Source organism: Promicromonospora sp. MEB111, from assembly GCF_030209445.1.
Lineage (GTDB): Bacteria > Actinomycetota > Actinomycetes > Actinomycetales > Cellulomonadaceae > Promicromonospora.
Genome location: NZ_JARVSD010000003.1, coordinates 106,912 through 128,157 on the forward strand (window position 1 = coordinate 106,912; position 21,246 = coordinate 128,157).

Here is a 21,246-nt window from a genome sequence, read left to right on the forward strand (position 1 = left end):
CTGACAGCGCCGGGCAGCGACGCCGGGCCCGGCCCGGCAGCAAGGAGGGGACATGGGTGTCGAGGAAGCGCCGTCAGGGTTCCTGCTGACGACGATCGAGGACCTCGCGGGGTACCTGCGCAAGGCCTCGGTGTGGCCGGTGACGTTCGGCCTGGCCTGCTGCGCCATCGAGATGATGGCGGCGGGCGCGTCGCGGTTCGACCTGTCGCGGTTCGGCATGGAGGTGTTCCGTGCGTCGCCGCGCCAGGCCGACCTGATGATCGTCGCGGGCCGGGTGAGCCAGAAGATGGCCCCGGTGGTGCGCCAGGTGTACGACCAGATGAGCGAGCCCAAGTGGGTGCTCTCCATGGGCGTGTGCGCGTCGTCGGGCGGGATGTTCAACAACTACGCGATCGTCCAGGGCGTGGACCACGTGGTCCCGGTCGACATCTACCTGCCCGGCTGCCCGCCGCGCCCGGAGATGCTGATCAACGCGATCCTCGGGCTGCACGACCACATCCAGAACGCGCCGCTCGGCGTGAACCGGATCGAGGCCGCGCGCGCCGCCGAGGCGGCCGCGATGGAGGCCACGCCGACCTTCGAGATGAAGGGCCTGCTGCGATGAGCGACGTCACGCCGGGCGGCGACCAGGGCTCGGCCCTGACGCCCCCGGAGGGGGCGGCCACCTTCGAGGTGGTCGAGGTCAAGAAGGGCATGTTCGGCGCCCAGGGCTCGGGCGACACGTCCGGCTACGGCGGCCTGGTCACGCCCGTCGCGATGCCTGCGGCGTCCCCCCGCCCGTACGGGAGCTGGTTCGACCAGGTGGTCGACGTCCTGGCCGAGGTGCTGGAGGACGCCGCACGGACCGGCGGGCCCACCTTCGACCAGGCGGTCGAGAAGGTGGTCGTGGACCTGCACGGCGCCGCGAGCGCGGACGCGCAGCAGGCGGAGCTGACGATCCACGTGGCCCGCGAGCACGTCGCCGCCGTCTGCCAGGCGCTGCGCGACGACCAGGACCTGCGGTTCGAGCTGTCGCTCGGCGTCAGCGGCGTCCACTACCCGCACGACGCGGGCCGGGAGCTGCACGCCGTCTACCACCTGGCCTCGGTCACGCACTCCCGCCGGCTGCGGCTGGAGGTCGCCGCGCCCGACGACGACCCGCACATCCGGTCGACCACGTCCGTGTACCCGTCCAACGACTGGCACGAGCGCGAGACCTACGACTTCTTCGGGATCGTCTTCGACGGCCACCCCGCCCTGACCCGGATCGAGATGCCGGACGACTGGGTGGGCCACCCGCAGCGCAAGGACTACCCGCTCGGCGGCATCCCCGTCGAGTACAAGGGCGCCACGGTGCCCCCGCCGGACACGAGGAGGAGCTACTCATGAGCGCTCCCACTGACCACAGGCCGCCGCCCGCCCCGCACGCGACGCGCCCCGCCGGGAACGAGGACATGTCGTCCACCGTGCGCGCCTTCGAGGCCTACGGCGACGGCGACTGGGACGACATCGCGCGCGAGGCGATCGGCGAGGAGCGGATCGTCGTCAACATGGGTCCCCAGCACCCGTCCACGCACGGCGTGCTGCGTCTCATGCTGGAGATCGACGGCGAGACCGTCACCGAGGCCCGGGCCGGTATCGGCTACCTGCACACGGGCATCGAGAAGAACATGGAGTTCCGCACCTGGACGCAGGGCACCACGTTCTGCACCCGCATGGACTACGTGGCGCCCCTGTTCCAGGAGGCCGCGTACTGCCTCGCGGTCGAGAAGCTCCTCGGCATCACGGACGACATCCCCGAGCGCGCCTCGGTGATCCGGGTGCTGATGATGGAGCTCAACCGGATCGCCTCCCACCTGGTCTGCCTCGGCACCGGCGGCAACGAGATGGGCGCCACCACGGTGATGACCATCGGGTTCACCGCCCGCGAGGAGATCCTGCGCCTCTTCGAGGCCGTGACCGGCCTGCGCATGAACCACGCGTACATCCGCCCCGGCGGGGTCGCGGTGGACACGCCCGAAGGCTTCACCACCCAGGCCCGCGCGGCGCTGAAGAACGTGCGCGGCTACCTCAAGCAGCTCGGCGACCTCATGCTCGCCAACCCGATCTTCAAGGCGCGGCTGACGAACGTCGGCGTGCTGAACCTCTCCGGCTGCATGGCCCTGGCCGTGACCGGACCGGTGCTGCGCTCCACGGGCCTGCCGTACGACGTCCGCAAGGACAACCCGTACTGCGGCTACGAGACCTACGACTTCGACGTCCCCACCTCGAAGGGCGCCGACTGCTACGACCGCGTCGTGCTCCGCGTGGAGGAGTGCTACCAGTCGCTGAAGATCATCGAGCAGGCGCTGGAGCGGCTCGACCGCACCGAGGGCGAGCCCGTCATGGTCGCCGACAAGAAGATCGCGTGGCCCGCCCAGCTCGCCGTCGGCGGCGACGGCCAGGGCAACTCGCTGGAGCACATCAAGAAGATCATGGGCACCTCCATGGAGGCCCTGATCCACCACTTCAAGCTGGTCACCGAGGGCTTCCGCGTCCCCGTGGGCCAGGCATGGCAGACCGTGGAGCACCCGCGCGGCGAGCTCGGCGTGCACGTCGTGTCCGACGGCGGCACCCGCCCCTACCGCGCGCACTTCCGCGACCCCTCGTTCAACAACCTCCAGGCCACGTCGGTGATGTGCGAGGGCGGCCAGGTGGCCGACGTCGTCGTCGCCGTCGCGTCCCTGGACCCCGTGCTGGGAGGTGTGGACCGATGACCGCAGATCCGCAGGCGGCCACGAAGACCGGCTACGACGCCGAGACCGTCGCGTCCCTGACCGCCGACGCCACGGCGATCATGGCCCGCTACCCGGACCCGAGGTCCGGCCTGCTGCCGATGCTGCACCTCGTGCAGTCGGTCGACGGGTACGTGAGCCGCGACGGCATCCTGTTCTGCGCCGAGACGCTCGGCATCACGGCCGCCGAGGTCTCCGCCGTCGCCACCTTCTACACCCAGTACAAGCGCCACCCCAACGGGAAGTACACCGTGGGCGTGTGCACCAACACCCTGTGCGCCGTCATGGGCGGCGACGCCATCTTCGACGAGCTCAGCGACCACCTCGGCGTGGGCCACGACGAGACCACCGACGACGGCGCCATCACCCTGGAGCGCATCGAGTGCAACGCCGCCTGCGACTACGCACCCGTCGTGATGGTCAACTGGGAGTTCTTCGACAACCAGACGCCCGAGACGGCCACGGCGCTCGCGGACCAGCTGCGCCTCGGTGACGACGTCGTCCCCACCCGGGGCGCCGCCTCCGTGTGCTCGTTCAAGCAGATGAGCCGCATCCTGGCCGGGTTCCCCGACGGCCGCGCCGACGAGGGCGTGGGCGCGGGCGAGCCGACCCTGGCCGGGCTCGCGATCGCCCGCGAGCGCGGCTGGACGGCGCCGGACGCCCCGGCGGCCGACGGCGCGGCGGACGGCACCGCCGCGGACGGCGCGGCCGCGGGGCAGACCAGCCCGCCGGTCGGCACGCCCGGCTCCTCGGCCGAGCGCAAGCCCGCGACGTCGTCCGACACCGAGGTCGGCAAGGACAAGAAGCCCGGGGAGGACGCGAAGTGAACCTCACACCGGTACTCACCGACACGTGGGACAAGGACCGCTCCTGGCGGCTGGCCACGTACGAGCGCAACGGCGGCTACGCCGGGCTCAAGAAGGCCCTGACCATGGAGCCGGGCGCGCTGGTCCAGGCGGTCAAGGACTCCGGCCTGCGCGGCCGCGGCGGCGCGGGCTTCCCCACGGGCATGAAGTGGGGCTTCCTGCCCCCGCCCGACGGCGGCCCGCGGTACCTGGTGGTCAACGCCGACGAGTCGGAGCCGGGCACCTGCAAGGACATCCCGCTGATGCTCGCCAGCCCGCAGCACCTCATCGAGGGCGTGGCGATCACGAGCTACGCGATCGGCTGCGACCACGCGTTCATCTACGTGCGCGGCGAGGTGCTGCACGTCTACCGACGGCTGCTGAACGCGGTCGAGGAGGCATACAAGGCGGGCTACCTGGGCAAGAACATCCAGGGCTCGGGCTTCGACCTCGACGTCACGGTGCACGCCGGCGCGGGCGCCTACATCTGCGGCGAGGAGACGGCGCTGCTCGACTCCCTGGAGGGCCTGCGCGGCCAGCCGCGGCTCAAGCCGCCGTTCCCCGCGGTCGCCGGCCTGTACGCCCGGCCCACCGTGGTCAACAACGTGGAGTCCATCGCGTCGGTGCCCGGCATCGTCGCCCGGGGCGCCGACTGGTTCTCCTCGATGGGCACCGAGAAGTCGCAGGGCCACGGGCTGTTCTCCCTGTCGGGGCACGTCACCCGGCCCGGCCAGTACGAGGCCCCGCTCGGCATCACGCTGCGCGAGCTGCTCGACCTGTCGGGCGGCATCCGCGCGGGGCACGAGCTGAAGTTCTGGACCCCCGGCGGGTCGTCCACGCCGATCTTCACGCAGGCCCACCTGGACACCCCGCTCGACTACGAGTCGGTGGGCGCCGCGGGGTCGATGCTCGGCACGCGCGCGCTGCAGATCTTCGACGAGACGGTGTGCGTGGTCCGGGCCGTGTCCCGCTGGACCGACTTCTACGCGCACGAGTCGTGCGGCAAGTGCACGCCGTGCCGCGAGGGCACCTACTGGCTCAAGCAGGTGCTGCGCCGCATCGAGGCCGGCGAGGGGCAGGACGGCGACCTGGAGCTCCTGGTCGACCTGTGCGACAACATCCTGGGCAAGGCGTTCTGCGCGCTTGGCGACGGCGCGGTCTCGCCCGTCACGTCGAGCATCGAGCACTTCCGCGCCGAGTACCAGGCGCACATCGACGGCCACGGCTGCCCGTTCGACCCGAGCGCGTCGGCGCTGTTCCCGTACACCCCCAAGACACGGACACCGGGCGCCCTCACGGGCGCCGGGGCGGGAGGTCACCGATGACCGTCACCACGAACAACCCCACGACCGAGGCGGCCCCGGTCGAGCTGGTCACCTTCACCATCGACGGCACCGAGGTGAGCGTCCCCCAGGGCACGCTGATCATCCGCGCCGCCGAGCAGGCCGGCATCCAGATCCCGCGGTTCTGCGACCACCCGCTCCTGGCGCCCGCCGGCGCGTGCCGGCAGTGCCTCGTCGAGGTGGCCATGCCGGACCGCGAGGGCAACGTGCGGCCCATGCCCAAGCCGCAGGCGTCGTGCACCATGACGGTCGCGCCGGGCATGGTCGTCAAGACGCAGCACACCTCCGCCGTCGCCGACAAGGCGCAGCAGGGGGTCATGGAGCTGCTGCTCATGAACCACCCGCTGGACTGCCCGGTCTGCGACAAGGGCGGCGAGTGCCCCCTGCAGAACCAGGCGATGAGCAACGGCCGGCCGGAGACGCGGTTCACCGACGTCAAGCGCACGTTCCCCAAGCCGATCGCGCTGTCCACGCAGATCCTGCTGGACCGAGAGCGCTGCGTGCTGTGCCAGCGCTGCACCCGGTTCAGCGAGGAGATCGCGGGCGACGCGTTCATCGCGCTGCAGGACCGCGGCGCGCACCAGCAGATCGGCCGGTACGACGAGGACGTGCTCGGCTTCGCCGGCGCCGAGTCGAGCACCGGTCCCGTGGACCGTCCGATCGGGGAGGCCACCACGGACACGTCCGGGCGGCCCTTCTCATCCTACTACTCGGGCAACACCGTGCAGATCTGCCCGGTGGGCGCCCTGACGGGCGCGGGCTACCGGTTCCGGTCGCGTCCGTTCGACCTGGTGAGCACCCCGGGCATCGCCGAGCACGACGCGTGCGGCTCCGCGATCCGCATCGACCACCGTCGCGGCCAGGTGCTGCGCCGGATGTCGGGCGAGGACCCGGTGGTCAACGAGGAGTGGATCACCGACAAGGACCGCTTCGCGTTCACGTGGCAGTCCGCGCCGGACCGGGTCACCACCCCGCTGGTGCGCGAGAACGGCGAGCTGCGCCCCGCGTCCTGGGTCGAGGCCCTCGAGGTCGCGGCGGCCGGCCTGGCCGCGGCGCGCGAGAACGGCGGTGTCGGCGTGCTGCCGGGCGGCCGCCTCACCGTCGAGGACGCGTTCGCCTGGTCCCGGTTCGCCCGGACGGCGCTCGGCACCAACGACGTGGACCAGCGGGTGCGCGTGCACTCCGCCGAGGAGGCCGCGTTCCTGGCCCGCGTCGTGGCCGGTTCCGGCGTCGGCGTCACGTTCCGCGACCTGGAGCAGGCGCCCGCGGTGCTGCTCGTCGGTCTGGAGGCCGAGGAGGAGGCGGGCGTCACGTTCCTGCGGCTGCGCAAGGGCGCCCAGGGCAAGGCCGGGACCAAGGTCTTCTCGATCGCCCCCTACGCGACCCGCGGCCTGACCCGCCTGGACGGCACGCTGCTCCCGGCGGCCCCCGGCACCGAGGCCGAGCGGCTGACCAGCCTGACCACCAGCCTGGCCGGCGGCCTGCTCCCGGCGGACGCCCCGACGTCCGACATCGACACGAGCGCCCTGGCCCAGCCGGGTGCCGTGATCCTCGTGGGCGAGCGCCTCGCGGGCTCGCCGGGCGCCTACACCGCGGCCCTCGGGCTCGCCGAGGCGACGGGCGCGCGGCTCGCGTGGATCCCGCGCCGTGCGGGCGAGCGCGGCGGCGTCGAGGCCGGCCTGCTGCCGGACCTGCTGCCGGGCGGCCGTCCGGTGGCGGACGCCTCGGCGCGCGCCGAGGTCGCCCAGGCCTGGGGCGCCGAGCTCCCGGCCACCCCCGGGCGCGACACCGCGGGCATCCTCGCGGCGCTCGCCTCGGGCGCGCTCGGCGGGGCCGTGGTCGGCGGCGTCGAGCTCGCCGACCTGCCCGACCCGGCCGCCGCCCGCGCCGCGCTCGACGCGACGCAGGCCCGCGGCGGGTTCGTCGTGAGCCTGGAGGTGCGGGCCTCGGAGGTGACCGAGCGGGCCGACGTCGTGCTCCCGGTCGCGCCGCCCGTGGAGCGCGCCGGCTCGTACTGGAACTGGGAGGGCCGTGTGCGGTCCTTCGGCGCCGCGCTCGAGTCGAGCGCGCTGCCCGACCACCGCGTGCTGCACGTGCTGGCCCAGCAGCTCGGCGTGGACCTGCAGGCGGGCTCGCCCGCCGAGGCCCACCTCGCGATCGCCCTCACCCAGGGCGCGTGGGAGGGCGAGCAAGTGACGCTGGAGAGCGATGTCCTGGCCGCCCCGCCCACCGTCGGACCGGGTCAGGCGGTGCTCGCCACCTGGCGGCTCCAGCTCGACGCGGGCAGCGGCCAGGACGGCGAGCAGTTCCTCGCCGGCACGGCCAAGCGGCCCGTCGCCCGGATGTCCGCCGTCACGGCGAGCGGCTTCGGGGTGTCGGACGGCGAGACGGTCATCGTCAGCACGCCGCGCGGCTCCGTCCGGGTGCCCGCGGCGGTGACCGACCGGATGGTCGACGGCGTGGTCTGGCTGCCGCTGGCCTCCGCCGGCTGCCGCGTGCACGAGACGCTCGGGGCTTCCGCGGGCGACCTCGTCAGCGTCAGCCCCCACGTGGCGGACGTCCGGGTCACCACGGCGGCCCGCACGTTCCACGGCTCGGAAGGAGATGCCCGATGAACCCGGTGCTGCTGGCCGAGGCCGCGCCCGGCGTCGCCGCCGACTTCTCGCAGGAGACCATCTGGGCCTCGATCGTCAAGGCCGTGCTGATCGTGGTGTTCCTGCTGACCAGCGTCCTCTTCGCGATCTGGTTCGAGCGCAAGGTCGTGGCGCGCATGCAGGTGCGCCCCGGCCCCAACTGGCACGGGCCGTTCGGTCTGCTCCAGTCGCTCGCGGACGCCATGAAGCTGCTGCTCAAGGAGGACATGACGGTCACGCGGGCCGACCGGTTCGTGTACCTCCTGGCGCCGATGATCTCGGTGTTCTGCTCGCTGCTCGTGTTCGCCGTGATCCCGTTCGGTCCGAGCCTGCCGTTCCCGTGGACCGACTGGACCACGCCGGCGCAGCTCACCGACTTCCCGGTGGCGGTGCTGTACGTGCTGGCCGCCGCGGCGCTCGGCGTCTACGGCATCGTGCTCGGCGGCTGGGCCTCCGGCTCCACCTACCCGCTGCTCGGCTCGGTCCGGTCCACGGCGCAGGTGATCAGCTACGAGCTCGCGATGGGCCTGTCGCTGGTGAGCGTGTTCATCATGGCGGGGTCGATGTCGACGTCGCAGATCGTCTCCAGCCAGACGCAGATCTGGTGGTTCATCCCGCTCGCGCCGGCCTTCGTGATCTACGTGATCTCGATGATCGGCGAGACCAACCGCCTGCCGTTCGACCTGCCCGAGGCCGAGGGCGAGCTCGTCTCCGGCTACATGACCGAGTACTCGTCGATGAAGTTCGCCTGGTTCTTCCTGGCGGAGTACATCAACATGCTCAACGTCTCCGCGGTCTGCGTCACGCTCTTCCTGGGCGGCTGGCGGGCACCGGTGCCCGACGGGTTCCTCGGCGGCGCGCTGAACGAGGGCTGGCTGCCCATCATCTGGTTCCTCGTGAAGCTCTGGGCCGTCATGTTCTTCTTCGTGTGGGTGCGCGGCACGCTGCTGCGCCTGCGCTACGACCAGTTCATGGTCTTCGGCTGGAAGGTGCTCATCCCGGTCGCGCTGACCTGGGTCGTCGTGCTCGCCGTCGTGCAGTGGCTGCAGCGCGTGCAGGGCATGTCCTTCCAGCAGTTCGTCCCCGTGATCATCGGGGCCGCCGTCGTCTTCATCGCGGTCATGTGGTTCTGGCCGGAGAAGAAGGAGGCGCCACCGGGCGGCCCGGACAAGGAGCCCGTCGACGCGTTCGCCGGCGGGTTCCCGGTGCCGCCGCTGCCCGGCGAGAAGCTGCCCCCGTCCAAGCGGTTCGGAAAGGAGGTCCACGGTGAGTAAGCGAGAGACGGGCGAGTACCAGCCCCTGCGGCCACAGCCGGGACCCATCGGGGAGCTGTTCGCTCCCGTCGCGGGCTTCGGCGTGACGCTGTCGTCGATGTTCAGGCCCACGGTCACCGAGCAGTACCCCCGCGAGAAGGTGCCGACCCAGCCCCGTTTCCACGGCCGCCACCAGCTCAACCGGTACGCGGACGGGCTGGAGAAGTGCATCGGCTGCGAGCTGTGCGCCTGGGCGTGCCCGGCGGACGCGATCTACGTGGAGGGCGCGTCCAACGCGGCCCTGCCGGAGAACGCCGGCCTCCAGGTGAACGCGGACGACTCGCAGGGCGCGCACATGAGCCCCGGTGAGCGGTACGGCGGCGTCTACCAGATCAACTACCTGCGCTGCATCTTCTGCGGGCTGTGCATCGAGGCCTGCCCCACGCGGGCGCTGACCATGACGAACGACTTCGAGCTCGCCGGCAAGACGCGTGCGGGCATGATCTACGAGAAGCAGGACCTGCTGGCCCCGCTGGCCGAGGGCATGCTCGCGGCGCCCCACCCCATGGTGGAGGGCACCACGGACACCGACTACTACAGCGGCGACGTGCTGGGCCCGACGGCGGCGCAGGTCGCCTGGGTCCGCGAGCACCGGCCGGACGACGAGACGCTGGACGCCGCGGACGCCGTGGCGTCGGGCAAGGCGCCCGCGCCCACCCAGCGGCAGCACGAGCTGCGGCCGGAGGAGGGCCCGGGCGCCGCCGAGCGGTCCGCGGGTGCGGCCGCGGTCGGCTCGGTGCGGGTCCTGGCGAGCGACGCGACCGGCGCCGGCCGTCCGGGGGTGACGGCATGACCCCCGCCGGGCTGGAGATCACGACCGGCGAGACCGTCCTGTTCTGGGTGATCGCGCCGCTCATGGTGCTCGCCGCACTGGGCCTGCTGTTCGTCAAGCGGGCCGTGCACGCCGCGATGTGCCTCGTGTTCGTCATGGTCAGCATGGCGATCCTCTACATCGCGCAGGAGGCGCCGTTCCTCGGCGTCGTGCAGGTGGTCGTGTACACGGGCGCGGTGATGATGCTGTTCCTGTTCGTGCTGATGCTCGTCGGCGTGGACGCGTCCGACTCGCTCACGGAGACCATCCGCGGGCAGCGCTGGGTGGGCCTGCTCATCGGGATCGGCCTCGCGGTGATCCTGGGCGGCGTCGTGGCCCGTGCCGCGTTCCCGCCCCCGGCCGGGCTGGCCGGGGGAGACCCGGGCGGCGTCGCCAACCCGCAGGCCCTGGCCCGCGTGCTGTTCGGCGACTACGTGCTGGCCATGGAGGCCGTGGGCGTGCTGCTGGTCACGGCGGCCGTCGGCGCGCTCGTGCTCACGCACCGCCGTCGGCTCACCCCCAAGCAGGACCAGCGGGCGGTCGCGGACGCGCGCATCAGGGCGCTGCCCGAGGGCGTCGTGCTCACGCCGCTGCCGTCGCCGGGCGTCTACGCCACCTCCAACGCCATGGACACGCCCGCGCTCGGGCCCGACGGCGAGCAGGTGCCGCAGTCGGTCTCGCGCGTGCTGCGTATCCGCGGCCAGGAGAAGGCGGCGCCGCACGCACCGGGCACCGAGCTCGTCGACGTCCGTACGCGTGACGCCGGCACGTCCGAGGCCCGCACCACCGAGGGAGAGGCCTGATGGACATCACCAACTACGTGGTCCTGGCCGCCGTGCTCTTCGCCGTGGGTGCCACGACCGTGCTGCTGCGCCGCAACGCGATTGTCGTGTTCATGGGCGTCGAGCTCATGCTCAACGCGACCAACCTCGCCTTCGTCACCTTCGCCAGGATGCACGGCGACCTGACCGGTCAGGTGCTCGCCTTCTTCGTCATGGTCGTCGCCGCCGCCGAGGTCGTCGTCGGTCTCGCCATCATCGTGACGATCTTCCGTACCCGCCGCTCGGCCTCGGTCGACGACGTCAACCTGCTCCGGGGGTAGAGAGTGAACGACGTGATCGGGCTTGCCCCCTGGCTGATCGGCTTCCCGCTGATCGGTGCGGCGATCCTGCTGCTGTGGCCCGTGGTGCTGGGCAGGAGGTCCATCGACCGCTGGGGCCACTGGCTCGGGGTCGCGGCCTCCGCAGCCTCCGGGGTCGTGGCCTTCATCCTGATGTTCCGCATGATCGGCACCCCCGCCGAGGGCCGCTCCGTGGACCACCACCTGTGGACATGGCTGTCCGCGGGCGGGCTGGACGTGGACCTCGGCCTCCGGCTGGACCCCCTCTCCCTGACCTTCGTGATGCTCGTGACCTTCGTGGGCACGCTCATCCACGTCTACTCCGTGGCCTACATGGACCACGACCCGGACCGGCGCCGGTTCTTCGCGTACCTGAACCTGTTCGTCGCGGCGATGCTCACGCTCGTCCTGGCCGACTCCTACCTCCTGCTCTTCGTGGGCTGGGAGGGTGTGGGTCTCGCGTCCTACCTGCTCATCGGGTTCTGGGACACGGGACGGCCCTCCGCACGCGAGAACGCGGTGGCGGCCAAGAAGGCGTTCGTCATGAACCGCATCGGCGACATGGGGCTCATCGCGGCGATGGCGCTGCTGTTCGCCCACGCGGGCGCCCTGGACTTCGGCACCGCCCTGTCCGACGACTCCGTCGGCTCGATGTCGCAGGCCACGGCCACCGCGGTCGGGCTCTGCCTGCTCCTGGCCGCGTGCGGCAAGTCGGCGCAGTTCCCGCTGCAGGCCTGGCTGGGTGACGCGATGGCCGGCCCGACGCCGGTCTCGGCGCTCATCCACGCGGCCACGATGGTCACCGCCGGCGTCTACCTCATGGTGCGCTCCGGCGCGATCCTGGAGGCGGCCCCGACGGCGCAGCTCGTCGTGGTGCTGGTCGGTGCCGTGACCCTGCTGTTCGGGGCGATCGTCGGCTGCGCCAAGGACGACATCAAGAAGGCCCTGGCCGCCTCCACGATGTCGCAGATCGGCTACATGATGCTCGCCGCGGGCCTCGGCCCGGCCGGGTACGCGTTCGCGATCTTCCACCTGCTCACCCACGGCTTCTTCAAGGCGGGGCTGTTCCTCGGCGCCGGCTCGGTGATGCACGCGATGGGCGACCAGACCGACATGCGGCGCTTCGGCGGGCTGTCGCGGTTCCTGCCCATCACCTGGATCACGATGGGCCTGGGCTGGCTGGCGATCCTCGGGATCCCGCCGTTCTCCGGCTTCTGGAGCAAGGACGGCATCATCGAGGCCGCCTTCATCCCGGTCGAGGGGCAGCCGTGGCGGGCCTGGGTGTTCGGCACGGTCGCGGTGCTCGGCGCCGCGATCACCGCGTTCTACATGACGCGCCTGTTCTTCATGACGTTCGGCGGACGCCGTCCGCGCTGGACCGAGGGCCAGCACCCGCACGAGGGCTCGCCGCTGATGTGGTGGCCCCTGGTGTTCCTCGGCGTCGGCTCCGCCGCGCTGGGCCTGGTGCTCGGCATCGGCGGCACGTTCACCACCTGGCTGGAGCCCGTGGTCGGGCACGCCGAGCACCACGAGCCCGTGCTGCCGGTCTGGCTGATCATCACCGCCACCCTCGTGGTCGTGGTGCTCGGGGCGCTGCTGGCGTTCCGGATGTACGCGGTCCAGCTCGTCCCCGAGGAGGCGCCGCGCGGCTCCGCGCTCACGCGGGCCGCCCGCAAGGACCTGTACCAGGACGCCGCGAACGAGACGCTCGTCGTGCGGCCCGCCTTCGGGCTGGCCCGCGTGGTCCAGGTGGGCGACCGCGACGTCGTCGACCGCGGCTGGAGCGTGCTGCCGCAGGCGGTCTCGTGGTTCGGCGGGGTGTTCCGCAAGGCGCAGACCGGGTACGTCCGCTCGTACGCGGCGGGCATGGCGGGCGGCGTCCTCGTGATCGCCGTCGTCGCCTGGCTCGTGGTGGGCCTCGGTGGTGCCCAGTGATCGGAGGAGAGATGTTTCCCTGGCTGACCGCCCTCATCGCCTGGCCGCTCGTCGGCGCGGTCGTGGTGGGGCTGGGCGCGCTCGGTCGCTCCCGCACCGGCTCCGCGAACGCGCGCACGGGCTTCGCCCGGCCGGCGGCGCTCGCGTTCTCGCTGGTGGAGGTGGCCCTGCTCGTCGGCGCGTTCCTCGCGTTCGACACGGGCGCCGCCGCCGAGCACCAGCTCGCCGAGACCCACGCGTGGATCCCGCAGATCGGCACCTCGTACGCCGTGGCCGTCGACGGCGTCGGCCTGCTGCTGGTCGCGCTGGCCGTGGTGCTGGTGCCGCTGGTGCTGCTGGCCGCCTGGAACGAGCAGGGGCGCGACCAGGTGCGACTGCGCCGGTTCGTCGGCCTCGTGCTGCTGCTCCAGGCGTTCATGGTGGCCGTGTTCTCGGCCCGCGACGTCTTCCTGTTCTACGTGCTGTTCGAGGCCATGCTGATCCCCGCGTACTTCCTCATCGGCGGGTTCGGGCAGGGCGCCGGACGGCGCCAGGCGGCCGTGAAGTTCCTGATGTTCAGCCTGGGCGGCGGGCTGATCATGCTCGCCGCGGTGATCGCCCTGTACTTCCTCGCGGTCAGCGCGGGCGTGGACCCGAGCAGGGCGTTCCTCGTGGACGAGCTCGTCGGGGTCGACCTGGGCACCACGGCCGAGCGCCTCATGTTCATCGGGTTCTTCATCGCCTTCGCGATCAAGGCCCCGATGGTCCCGGTGCACAGCTGGCTGCCCGACGTCGCGGGGAACGCGACCCCCGGCACGTCCACCCTGCTGATCTGCGTGCTGGACAAGGTCGGCACGTTCGGGATGCTGACGCTCTGCCTGCCGCTGTTCCCGGAGGCGTCCCGCTGGGCGGCGCCGTTCGTGATCGCGCTCGCCGTGATCTCGGTGCTGTACGGCGCGATCATGGCGATCATGCAGACCGACCTGCTGCGGCTGGTCGGCTGGACCTCGGTGAGCCACTTCGGCTTCATCATCCTGGGCATCTTCACCTTCACGCCGCTCGGCACCGCCGGGTCGAGCTTCATGATGCTCAACCACGGCCTCGCCACCGGAGCGCTGTTCCTCGTGGCCGGATTCCTCGTGTCCCGGCACCCGGAGCGGTCGCAGCGGATCACGGACTACCGCGGCCTGCGGTCGGTCACCCCGGTGCTCGCCGGCACGTTCCTCGTGGCGGGCCTGGCGACGCTGTCGCTGCCCGGCCTGGCCACGTTCGTCAGCGAGATCATGGTGCTGATCGGCGCGTTCTCCGGGGCCCCCGCCGGCTCGGCCGCCTGGACCGTCGCGGCGATCCCGGGCGTGGTGCTCGCCGCGGTCTACGTGCTGCTGACCTACCAGAAGATCTTCACCGGGGCGCCGGCCGAGGGTCTGGAGGCCCTGCCCGACCTCAAGGCGCGTGAGCGCATCGTCGCGGCCCCGCTGGTGGCCGGACTCCTGGTGCTCGGCCTGGTGCCGGGCCTCGCCCTGACCTACGTGGACGCGCCGGCCGAGCAGTCGGCGACGATCACGGCGGTCGACGAACCGGCGGACGCCGCCGCGCAGATGGGGAGCGACAAGTGAACGAGTTCGTGGCACCCGAGATCGACTGGCTCGCCCTCGCACCGCTGATCGTGGTGCTGGGCGCGGGCGTGGTCGGCGTGCTCCTCGAGGCGTTCGTCCCGGCCAGGGCGCGCCGCGTGACCCAGATCGTGCTCACCCTGGCCGCCCTGGCCGGCAGCGTCGCGTTCGTGGCGGTGCTGTGGCCGCAGATCGTGGCGCAGCCCGTCCAGGTGGTCGGCGGCAGCGTGACGCTGACGCCGTTCGCGCTCGGCGCGCAGGGCATCATCGCGGTGCTCGCGTTCCTGGGCGTGCTCGTGGTGGCCGACCGCACCGCCACCGGCCAGGACGCGTTCGCGCCCACGGCCGCGGCGGTGCCCGGCACCTCGTACGAGGACCTGGCCCGCCGGTCCGGCCTGGAGCAGACCGAGATCTACCCGCTGCTGCTGTTCGCGGCGGGCGGCATGATGCTCTTCGCCGCCACCGACGACCTGATCGTCATGTTCATCGCGCTCGAGGTGCTGTCGCTCCCGCTGTACGTGCTGTGCGCCACGGCGCGCCGCCGCCGGCTGCTCTCGCAGGAGGCCGCGGCCAAGTACTTCCTGCTCGGCGCGTTCGCCTCGGCGCTGTTCATCTTCGGCGTCGCGCTGATCTACGGGTTCGCCGGCACGGTGCGGCTCCTGGAGATCGCCCAGGCGGTGCAGCAGGGCGGCCTGCCCCTGGAGGGCATGACCGGGCTGCTCGTGGCCGGCGTGCTGCTGGTGACGGTCGGTCTGCTGTTCAAGGTGGGCGCCGTGCCGTTCCACGCGTGGACGCCCGACGTCTACACCGGCGCGCCCACGCCCATCACCGGGTTCATGGCCGCGTGCACCAAGGCGGCGGCCGTCGCGGCGCTGGTCGAGGTGCTGTACCGCATCTCGATCGGCGTGCAGGCCGTCAGCCCCGAGACCATGCGGCAGCTCCAGGTGGTCATCGTGGTGGTCGCGGTCCTGACCATGGCCGTCGGGACGGTGATCGGCTCGGTGCAGACCGACGTGAAGCGCCTGCTGGCGTACTCGTCGATCGCGCACGCGGGCTTCCTGCTCGTGGGCATCGCGGGCTTCAGCTCGCAGGTCCAGTCCTCCACGCTCTTCTACCTGCTGGCCTACGGCGTCGCCACGATCGGTGCGTTCGCCGTGGTCACGCTGGTCCGGGAGCGCCGGGTCACCGCCGGCGCCGGCGAGGACAACGGTCCGGTCGAGGACGACGGCGTCGTGCTCGGCGAGGCCACGGAGATCGCGCAGTGGGCCGGCCTGGGGCGCAAGGCCCCATGGCTCACCGCCGCGTTCGCCCTGTTCCTGCTGTCGATGGCGGGCATCCCGCTCACCGCCGGGTTCATCGCCAAGTTCGGCGCGTTCAGCGGGGCGACGTCGGGCGGGCTGTGGTGGCTCGCGGTGCTGGGTGTCATCGCGTCGGTGGTCGCCGTCGCGTTCTACCTGCGGCTGCTGGTGGTCATGGTGTTCCAGCCCGCCCCGATCACGCCGGGGGTCGAGCCCGCCGAGGGCGAGGTCCTGACGAGCGCGGCCGGCGAGGGCAGTGCGGGCGAGGGCGGTGAGGCCGCGGCCGGCGGTGTCGCCACCGCGACCAAGGTGCAGGCCACAGCCGCGCAGCGGGTCGTGGTGACGGTGGTGCGGTCCCGGGGTCCGGCCGCCGTGGCGATCGCCGTCTGCGCGGTCGCGACGGTGATTCTCGGCGTTTTCCCCTCCCTGGTTCTTAATCTGGCGGCAGAGGCAAGTAAGTTCGTGCCGTGACCTCCGTACCGCTGCCGCCCCAGACGACGACGGGTACGTCGGCGTCGACACCGCCGGCCGCTCCGACTGACCTGCCCGACCCGACCGCGCTCGGCCTGCCGATCACGGACCCGGAGCTGGCGTCCCGTCTCGCGGATCGGCTGACGGTGGTCGACGACGCGCTGTCGGACGCCGTCTCCAGCGCCGACAAGCTGGCGGACGGCGCCTCGCGGCACCTCGTCGACGCGGGCGGCAAGCGGTTCCGGCCGCTGCTCACCCTGCTCACGGGCGAGCTCGGCGACGGCGCGGCCCCCGGCGTCGTCGACGCCGCCGTGGTGGTCGAGCTGACGCAGGTCGCCTCGCTGTACCACGACGACGTCATGGACTCGGCGCCGATGCGCCGGGGCGCACCGGCGGCGCACATGGTGTGGGGCAACTCGGTGGCGATCCTGGTGGGCGACATGCTCTTCGCCCGGGCCTCGGCCCGGGTGGCTGAGCTGGGTCCCGAGGCCGTGATCCTGCAGTCCCGCACGTTCGAGCGGATGTGCATGGGGCAGCTGCACGAGACCATGGGCCCGGACGACGGCGAGGACGCCGTGGCCCACTACCTCCAGGTGCTGTCGGACAAGACGGCGTCGCTGCTGTCGGCGTCGGCCCGCCTGGGCGCCATGCTCTCCGGTGCGCCGAAGGAGCAGGTCGAGGCCGTGGGCGCGTTCGGCGAGAAGGTCGGCGTCGCGTTCCAGCTCGCCGACGATGTGCTCGACGTCGCGTCGTCGGGCGAGACCTCGGGCAAGACGCCGGGCACCGACCTGCGGGAGCACGTGCCGACCATGCCGGTGCTGCTGCTGCGCCAGCACGTCGCCTCGGGCTCCGCCACGGACGAGGACCGGGACCTGCTCGCGACGCTCGACGGCGACCTGTCGTCCGACGAGGTGCTGACGGCCGCCCTGCAGCGCCTGCGGGCGCACCCCGTGCTCGCCGACACCCGGGAGCTCGCGGTGCGCTGGGCGCGCGAGGCGGCCGCGGAGCTGGCGCCGCTGCCGGACGGGCCGGTCAAGGACTCCCTGGAGCAGTTCGCGCAGGCGTTGGCGGACCGGGCGGTCTGAGATCCGCTCGAATCTACTCTAACAATGTTAGAGTAAATTCATGTACGCCGCGGAGGTAGACCAGACGTTGACTCTCCCGCTGGAGGAGGCGCTCGACGGTCTTGCCCGGACGCCCGAGGGGCAGTGGTTCGAACGCAAGTCCGGCCGGGTCGATCCGAAAGACCTGGCGGTCCCGCTCGTTGCGTTGGCGAACGCCGAGGGTGGTTGCGTCGTCGTCGGATTCCACGACGGCGCGGTCGACGGTGTGCCACGGGCACGGGTCAACGCCCTTCGTCAGGCCGCCCAGGACTTCACCCGGCCCGTCGTCCGGGCACGTGTCGAGGAGATCGAGCTGGCGGGCGGCGGCTGCATCCTGATCCTGCGGGTCGATCCGGGGGAGACTGTCCACGAGACGGCCAAGGGAGACGTGTATCTGCGGGTCGGAGACGAGTCGCGGCGACTCGGCTTCGCCCAACGTCAAGAGCTTGAGTTCGACCGAGGTTCGGCACCGTTCGACGGCACGCGGGCTCGTGTCGAGATCGACGACCTCGACCCTGATCAGGTGGCGGCGTATCAGCTCGCCATCGGGTCGACGTCCCCCGAGGGGATGCTGCGTGCGCGCGGCCTGCTGGCTCGTGGCGGTCATCCGACGGTCGCTGCGTATCTCCTGTTCGGGGCGTCACCTCAGGCGCTCTATCCCAACGCGCACGTACGTGTGCTGCGATACACCGAGGTGGACCGTGGCTCGGGGGCGCGGCTCACGCTGGACGACGATGCGGACGTGCGGTGCGAAGGGTCGATCCCGCAGCAGATCGACCAGGCGGCTCGCGAGATCGAGCGGCTGCTCCCTCGCCGGAGGGCCCTCGCCGGCTCGGGCCGTTTCGAGGCGGCAGGGATCGTGCCGCGTGACGCATGGCTGGAAGGTCTCGTGAACGCGGTGCTGCACAGGTCCTACAGCATGATCGGTGACCACATCCGGGTCGAGATCTTCCCCGATCGCGTAGAGATCTCGAGCCCTGGTCGCTTTCCCGGGATCGTCGACCCGGACCGCCCGCTCGACATCAGCCGGTACGCCCGCAACCCCCGCATCGCACGGGTGTGCTCGGACCTGGGCATCGCTCAGGAGCTCGGCGAAGGAATCCGTCGGATGTTCGACGAGATGCGCGCCCGCGGCCTGACCGATCCGATGTACACGCAGACCCAGAGCGGGGTGCGATTGATCTTGTCGGCGCTCGACACGTTGCCTCAGGAGATCGCCGATCAGCTCTCCCGGGGCGCGCGGCACGTGCTGGACGTGCTCCGCGGGGCCGGGCGGCCCTTGGGGACCGGGCAGGTTGCAGAGGTGGCGGAGGTCGCCCGCCCGACCGCCATCCGGCACCTGCAGCGACTGCAGGAGCTGGGGGTCGTCGTGTGGGAGGGCCAGTCGTCGAAGGACCCCAGAGCCGTGTGGCGCGTCTCCTGACTGGCGAACGACGGTAAAGAAATATCACAAAATTGCGTGCAAAGCGCAATTTGCGCTGGTAATTTCTTGGCTGCCGTGGCGCGGTGCCCCGGTCCTGGGTGGTGGAGGCCTCGTGGTGCGCTTGGAGAAATTGGCGTTGGGCAATGGCACGGAAGTGCTGGTCGAGGTCGAGGAGCGCGCCCCAGGTCCTGGTACGCGGCCGGTGAGTCGGGGGCCGGGCCGCGGTGTCAAGGCGACGCTGGACGAGGCCCTCGACGACCTGCGCGGTGTCGTCGAGGCCGTTGACACGAAGATGCGGTCGCTGGCCGTCTCACCGGACGAGATCACGCTCGCACTCGGCGTGAGCATGACGACCGAGGCCGGCGTCGTCATCGCCAGAGCGTCGACCGAGGCCAACCTGAGCCTGACGCTTCGGTGGTCCGGCAACCGTGAGGGGCAGCGATGAGCGCGCGCCACGAAGCCCCCTGGACGGTTCGGATCAGGGACGCGTCGGGCAAGATCCATGGTGCGGGCTTCCTGGTCGAACCCGATCTCGTGTGCACCTGCGCCCACGTGGTCCAGGATGTCCTTGGGCTGGAGGAGACCGACGGCAGGGTCCCGCGGCTGCCGGTGCCCGTCGAACTCATGATCACTGGTGAGCGCCGGGTCGGCCGAGTTGTCGCCTGGGTGCCGGGCAAGGAAGCAGTCGAGCGAGTCAGCGTCGAAGAGCTTGCGCACAACGGGATCCAAGACCTGCGGGTCCCCGCGGAGATGGACGGCGACGACATCGCGGTCCTGCGCTTGGAGGAGGGCTACGAGGGCGCGGACGTCGTCCGACTCGCTTCGCCGCGGAGCGTCTACGGGCACACTTATCGGACCTTCGGCTTCCCCGAAGGGTACGACACCGGACAGTCGTCGCAGGGAGAGTTCCGGTCCGCCGACAGCCTCGGCCGCGTCCAGATGAACACCGGGGCGCAAGAGGAGCCGATCACGGGCGGGTACAGCGGTGCGGCCGTGTGGGACGCGGAGGCCGGCGCTGTGGTCGGCATGGTGGCGGAGTCGGACCAGCGGTTGATCGCCCGGATGATCCCCGCGCACCACCTCGCCGACCGCCTCCGCTGGATCCACCCCGGGTACGAGGACGCGGAGGCTCAGGTCGGTCCGCTCGTCTTCGCCGGCGAGCGGCACACCGGCAAGCGCAGCCTGGCCAACGCGATCCGCCTGAACTGGTTCGCCGCCAAGCGGCAGTTCTTCGGAACGCCGAACGTCCTGATGAGCGAGACCGAGGGGTGGCGCCTGCTGGTCGAGTGGCTCCGCCAGTACGACAAGCCGGACAGCGAGGCAGGCGAGGAAGTGCGGGAGCTCATCGATGGGCGCCTTCGCTCCGGCATCCCTGCCGATTTCATGGTGTTCTTCCTGCTGGCCTGGCTCGACCCGGACCACGACCCGGTGTGGCGCGGCCGGCGCGTGACGTATGAGTACCTCTGCGAGATGGTGTTGCCCCCACTCCCGGAAGACATCGTGAGCGTGGAGCAGTTCCTCCGCGGCGGCCTGGCCAACTTCGAGCGGCTGACGATCTGGCGCCAGCTCGACACCTCGATCTTCTGGGAGGCGCTCTCGCGCTTCAATGGGTTCGAGGGTGCGCGTCGCCACTATCAGAACTGGATGCGCGCGCGGAAGGACTGGGACCGCTGGTGGGACACCAGTGTTCCGGCCCGCGGAGTGCAGATCTTCTCGTCGTTCGGACGGCGCGCACTGGCCCACGCGGTGCTCCTGAATGCCGTTCTGCCGGCGCCGGAGGCCGCAGATGTGCGGACCCTGCGAATGACCCGGTACGCGCACCCTGGCTCCGAACCTGGTGGCGTCCCCTGGTACGACGAGTTCATGCAGGCACATCAGGAACGGTCGCCCATCTGGTGGGTGGGCGTGACGCTCCTGTCACGCTACGCCTGGGAGCATGAGCTCACCGCGCGCCCCAACGATCTCAAAGCGTTCGCTCGGGCCGGTGTCTGGACTGGCATGCATGCGGGAGTCCTTCTGCTGGGCTGCCTGGTGGGCGGGGGTTTGCTTGCCCTGGCCTCGGGTGGGGGCTCCGTGTTCGGTGCGGCGCTCTTCACGGCGTTCGCCGTCGACATCACCGCGCTGATCGTGCTGGGCCGTGCTGCCTTTGGTGCTGGAGGCAGGTACCGGCCGCCGTTCAACGACCGTGTGCGGCTGATCGCCTCGTTCCGCGACCGCCGGGGACGGACTGTCGCGAAGGTGGGAGCTGGAGCCGTGATCGTGCTGATGTTCCAGGTGCCCGTCCTGGGTGTCGCTGTCGCGGTGGGCTTGACGATCTGGCTCGCGAGGACCGCCGCCACATGGCAGCAGTACTTCGTGGAGGTGCACAAGGCCAGGCACGCCCGGTATTGCGCCGAGCTGGCGGAGCGGTTCGTCGGACGTCGGAACGTGGCGTCTGTATAGGGCACCGCTAGCTCCACCGACGGGAACCTGTTGGGCTTCGTACTGTGGATCGGCCAGCATCGCGCCGTCGTCCACCGACGATGAATTCACCCGCACGGGAGACCCTCTAACGTGCCGGTTGTCGGAGGCAACGGCTAGGCTGCCGCCACCGCCGTTGATCAAGA

General features: G+C 71.4%; 17 protein-coding genes. All 17 read left to right on the plus strand.

Annotated features, from left to right (window positions below):
- The first annotated feature begins 52 nt into the window (after positions 1-52).
- The 17 genes from QRN56_RS02360 to QRN56_RS02440 all read left to right on the plus strand — a co-directional run bounded on the left by QRN56_RS02360 (position 53) and on the right by QRN56_RS02440 (position 21,082).
- Positions 53-604 carry a NuoB/complex I 20 kDa subunit family protein gene (locus QRN56_RS02360; RefSeq protein ID WP_036971201.1) on the plus strand — a complete coding sequence of 184 codons (552 nt, stop codon included), beginning with the start codon at positions 53-55 and terminating at the stop codon, positions 602-604.
- Complete coding sequence (locus QRN56_RS02365) at positions 601-1,368, plus strand: NADH-quinone oxidoreductase subunit C (RefSeq protein ID WP_285100865.1); 768 nt, start codon at positions 601-603, stop codon at positions 1,366-1,368. The genes QRN56_RS02360 and QRN56_RS02365 overlap by 4 nt, the downstream gene beginning before the upstream one ends.
- Positions 1,365-2,735 carry an NADH-quinone oxidoreductase subunit D gene (locus QRN56_RS02370; protein WP_502928737.1) on the plus strand — a complete coding sequence of 457 codons (1,371 nt, stop codon included), beginning with the start codon at positions 1,365-1,367 and terminating at the stop codon, positions 2,733-2,735. The genes QRN56_RS02365 and QRN56_RS02370 overlap by 4 nt, the downstream gene beginning before the upstream one ends.
- Positions 2,732-3,580 (plus strand): NADH-quinone oxidoreductase subunit NuoE, encoded by an 849-nt coding sequence (gene nuoE, locus QRN56_RS02375; RefSeq protein ID WP_285100866.1) that lies wholly within the window; start codon positions 2,732-2,734, stop codon positions 3,578-3,580. Before QRN56_RS02370 ends, nuoE begins: the two co-directional genes overlap by 4 nt.
- Positions 3,577-4,923, plus strand: coding sequence for an NADH-quinone oxidoreductase subunit NuoF (gene nuoF / locus QRN56_RS02380; RefSeq protein ID WP_285100867.1), 1,347 nt, complete (start codon positions 3,577-3,579; stop codon positions 4,921-4,923). The genes nuoE and nuoF overlap by 4 nt, the downstream gene beginning before the upstream one ends.
- Entirely contained in the window at positions 4,920-7,556 is a 2,637-nt protein-coding gene (locus QRN56_RS02385; RefSeq protein ID WP_285100868.1) for an NADH-quinone oxidoreductase subunit G, read from the plus strand. The genes nuoF and QRN56_RS02385 overlap by 4 nt, the downstream gene beginning before the upstream one ends.
- Positions 7,553-8,848 carry an NADH-quinone oxidoreductase subunit NuoH gene (nuoH, locus tag QRN56_RS02390; protein WP_285100869.1) on the plus strand — a complete coding sequence of 432 codons (1,296 nt, stop codon included), beginning with the start codon at positions 7,553-7,555 and terminating at the stop codon, positions 8,846-8,848. The genes QRN56_RS02385 and nuoH overlap by 4 nt, the downstream gene beginning before the upstream one ends.
- Positions 8,841-9,680 (plus strand): NADH-quinone oxidoreductase subunit NuoI, encoded by an 840-nt coding sequence (gene nuoI, locus QRN56_RS02395; RefSeq protein WP_285100870.1) that lies wholly within the window; start codon positions 8,841-8,843, stop codon positions 9,678-9,680. The genes nuoH and nuoI overlap by 8 nt, the downstream gene beginning before the upstream one ends.
- Entirely contained in the window at positions 9,677-10,501 is an 825-nt protein-coding gene (locus QRN56_RS02400; RefSeq protein WP_285100871.1) for an NADH-quinone oxidoreductase subunit J, read from the plus strand. The genes nuoI and QRN56_RS02400 overlap by 4 nt, the downstream gene beginning before the upstream one ends.
- A complete protein-coding gene (nuoK, locus tag QRN56_RS02405) occupies positions 10,501-10,800 on the plus strand; it encodes an NADH-quinone oxidoreductase subunit NuoK (RefSeq protein ID WP_285100873.1) in 300 nt (99 codons plus the stop codon). The genes QRN56_RS02400 and nuoK overlap by 1 nt, the downstream gene beginning before the upstream one ends.
- Before the next feature lie 12 nt (positions 10,801-10,812).
- Positions 10,813-12,753: an NADH-quinone oxidoreductase subunit L gene (nuoL, locus tag QRN56_RS02410; RefSeq protein ID WP_285100875.1), complete on the plus strand. Its 1,941-nt coding sequence runs from the start codon at positions 10,813-10,815 to the stop codon at positions 12,751-12,753.
- Positions 12,754-12,764: 11 nt separating this feature from the next.
- A complete protein-coding gene (locus tag QRN56_RS02415; RefSeq protein WP_285100877.1) occupies positions 12,765-14,348 on the plus strand; it encodes an NADH-quinone oxidoreductase subunit M in 1,584 nt (527 codons plus the stop codon).
- Positions 14,345-16,114 (plus strand): NADH-quinone oxidoreductase subunit NuoN, encoded by a 1,770-nt coding sequence (nuoN, locus tag QRN56_RS02420; RefSeq protein WP_285100878.1) that lies wholly within the window; start codon positions 14,345-14,347, stop codon positions 16,112-16,114. Before QRN56_RS02415 ends, nuoN begins: the two co-directional genes overlap by 4 nt.
- On the plus strand, positions 16,111-17,199 hold the full coding sequence (locus tag QRN56_RS02425) for a polyprenyl synthetase family protein (RefSeq protein ID WP_502928738.1): 1,089 nt from the start codon (positions 16,111-16,113) through the stop codon (positions 17,197-17,199). Before nuoN ends, QRN56_RS02425 begins: the two co-directional genes overlap by 4 nt.
- Before the next feature lie 40 nt (positions 17,200-17,239).
- Positions 17,240-18,640 (plus strand): ATP-binding protein, encoded by a 1,401-nt coding sequence (locus QRN56_RS02430; RefSeq protein WP_285100879.1) that lies wholly within the window; start codon positions 17,240-17,242, stop codon positions 18,638-18,640.
- Positions 18,641-18,752: 112 nt separating this feature from the next.
- Positions 18,753-19,085 carry a CU044_2847 family protein gene (locus QRN56_RS02435; protein WP_285100880.1) on the plus strand — a complete coding sequence of 111 codons (333 nt, stop codon included), beginning with the start codon at positions 18,753-18,755 and terminating at the stop codon, positions 19,083-19,085.
- On the plus strand, positions 19,082-21,082 hold the full coding sequence (locus QRN56_RS02440) for a S1 family peptidase (RefSeq protein ID WP_285100881.1): 2,001 nt from the start codon (positions 19,082-19,084) through the stop codon (positions 21,080-21,082). The genes QRN56_RS02435 and QRN56_RS02440 overlap by 4 nt, the downstream gene beginning before the upstream one ends.
- Positions 21,083-21,246 lie beyond the last annotated feature (164 nt).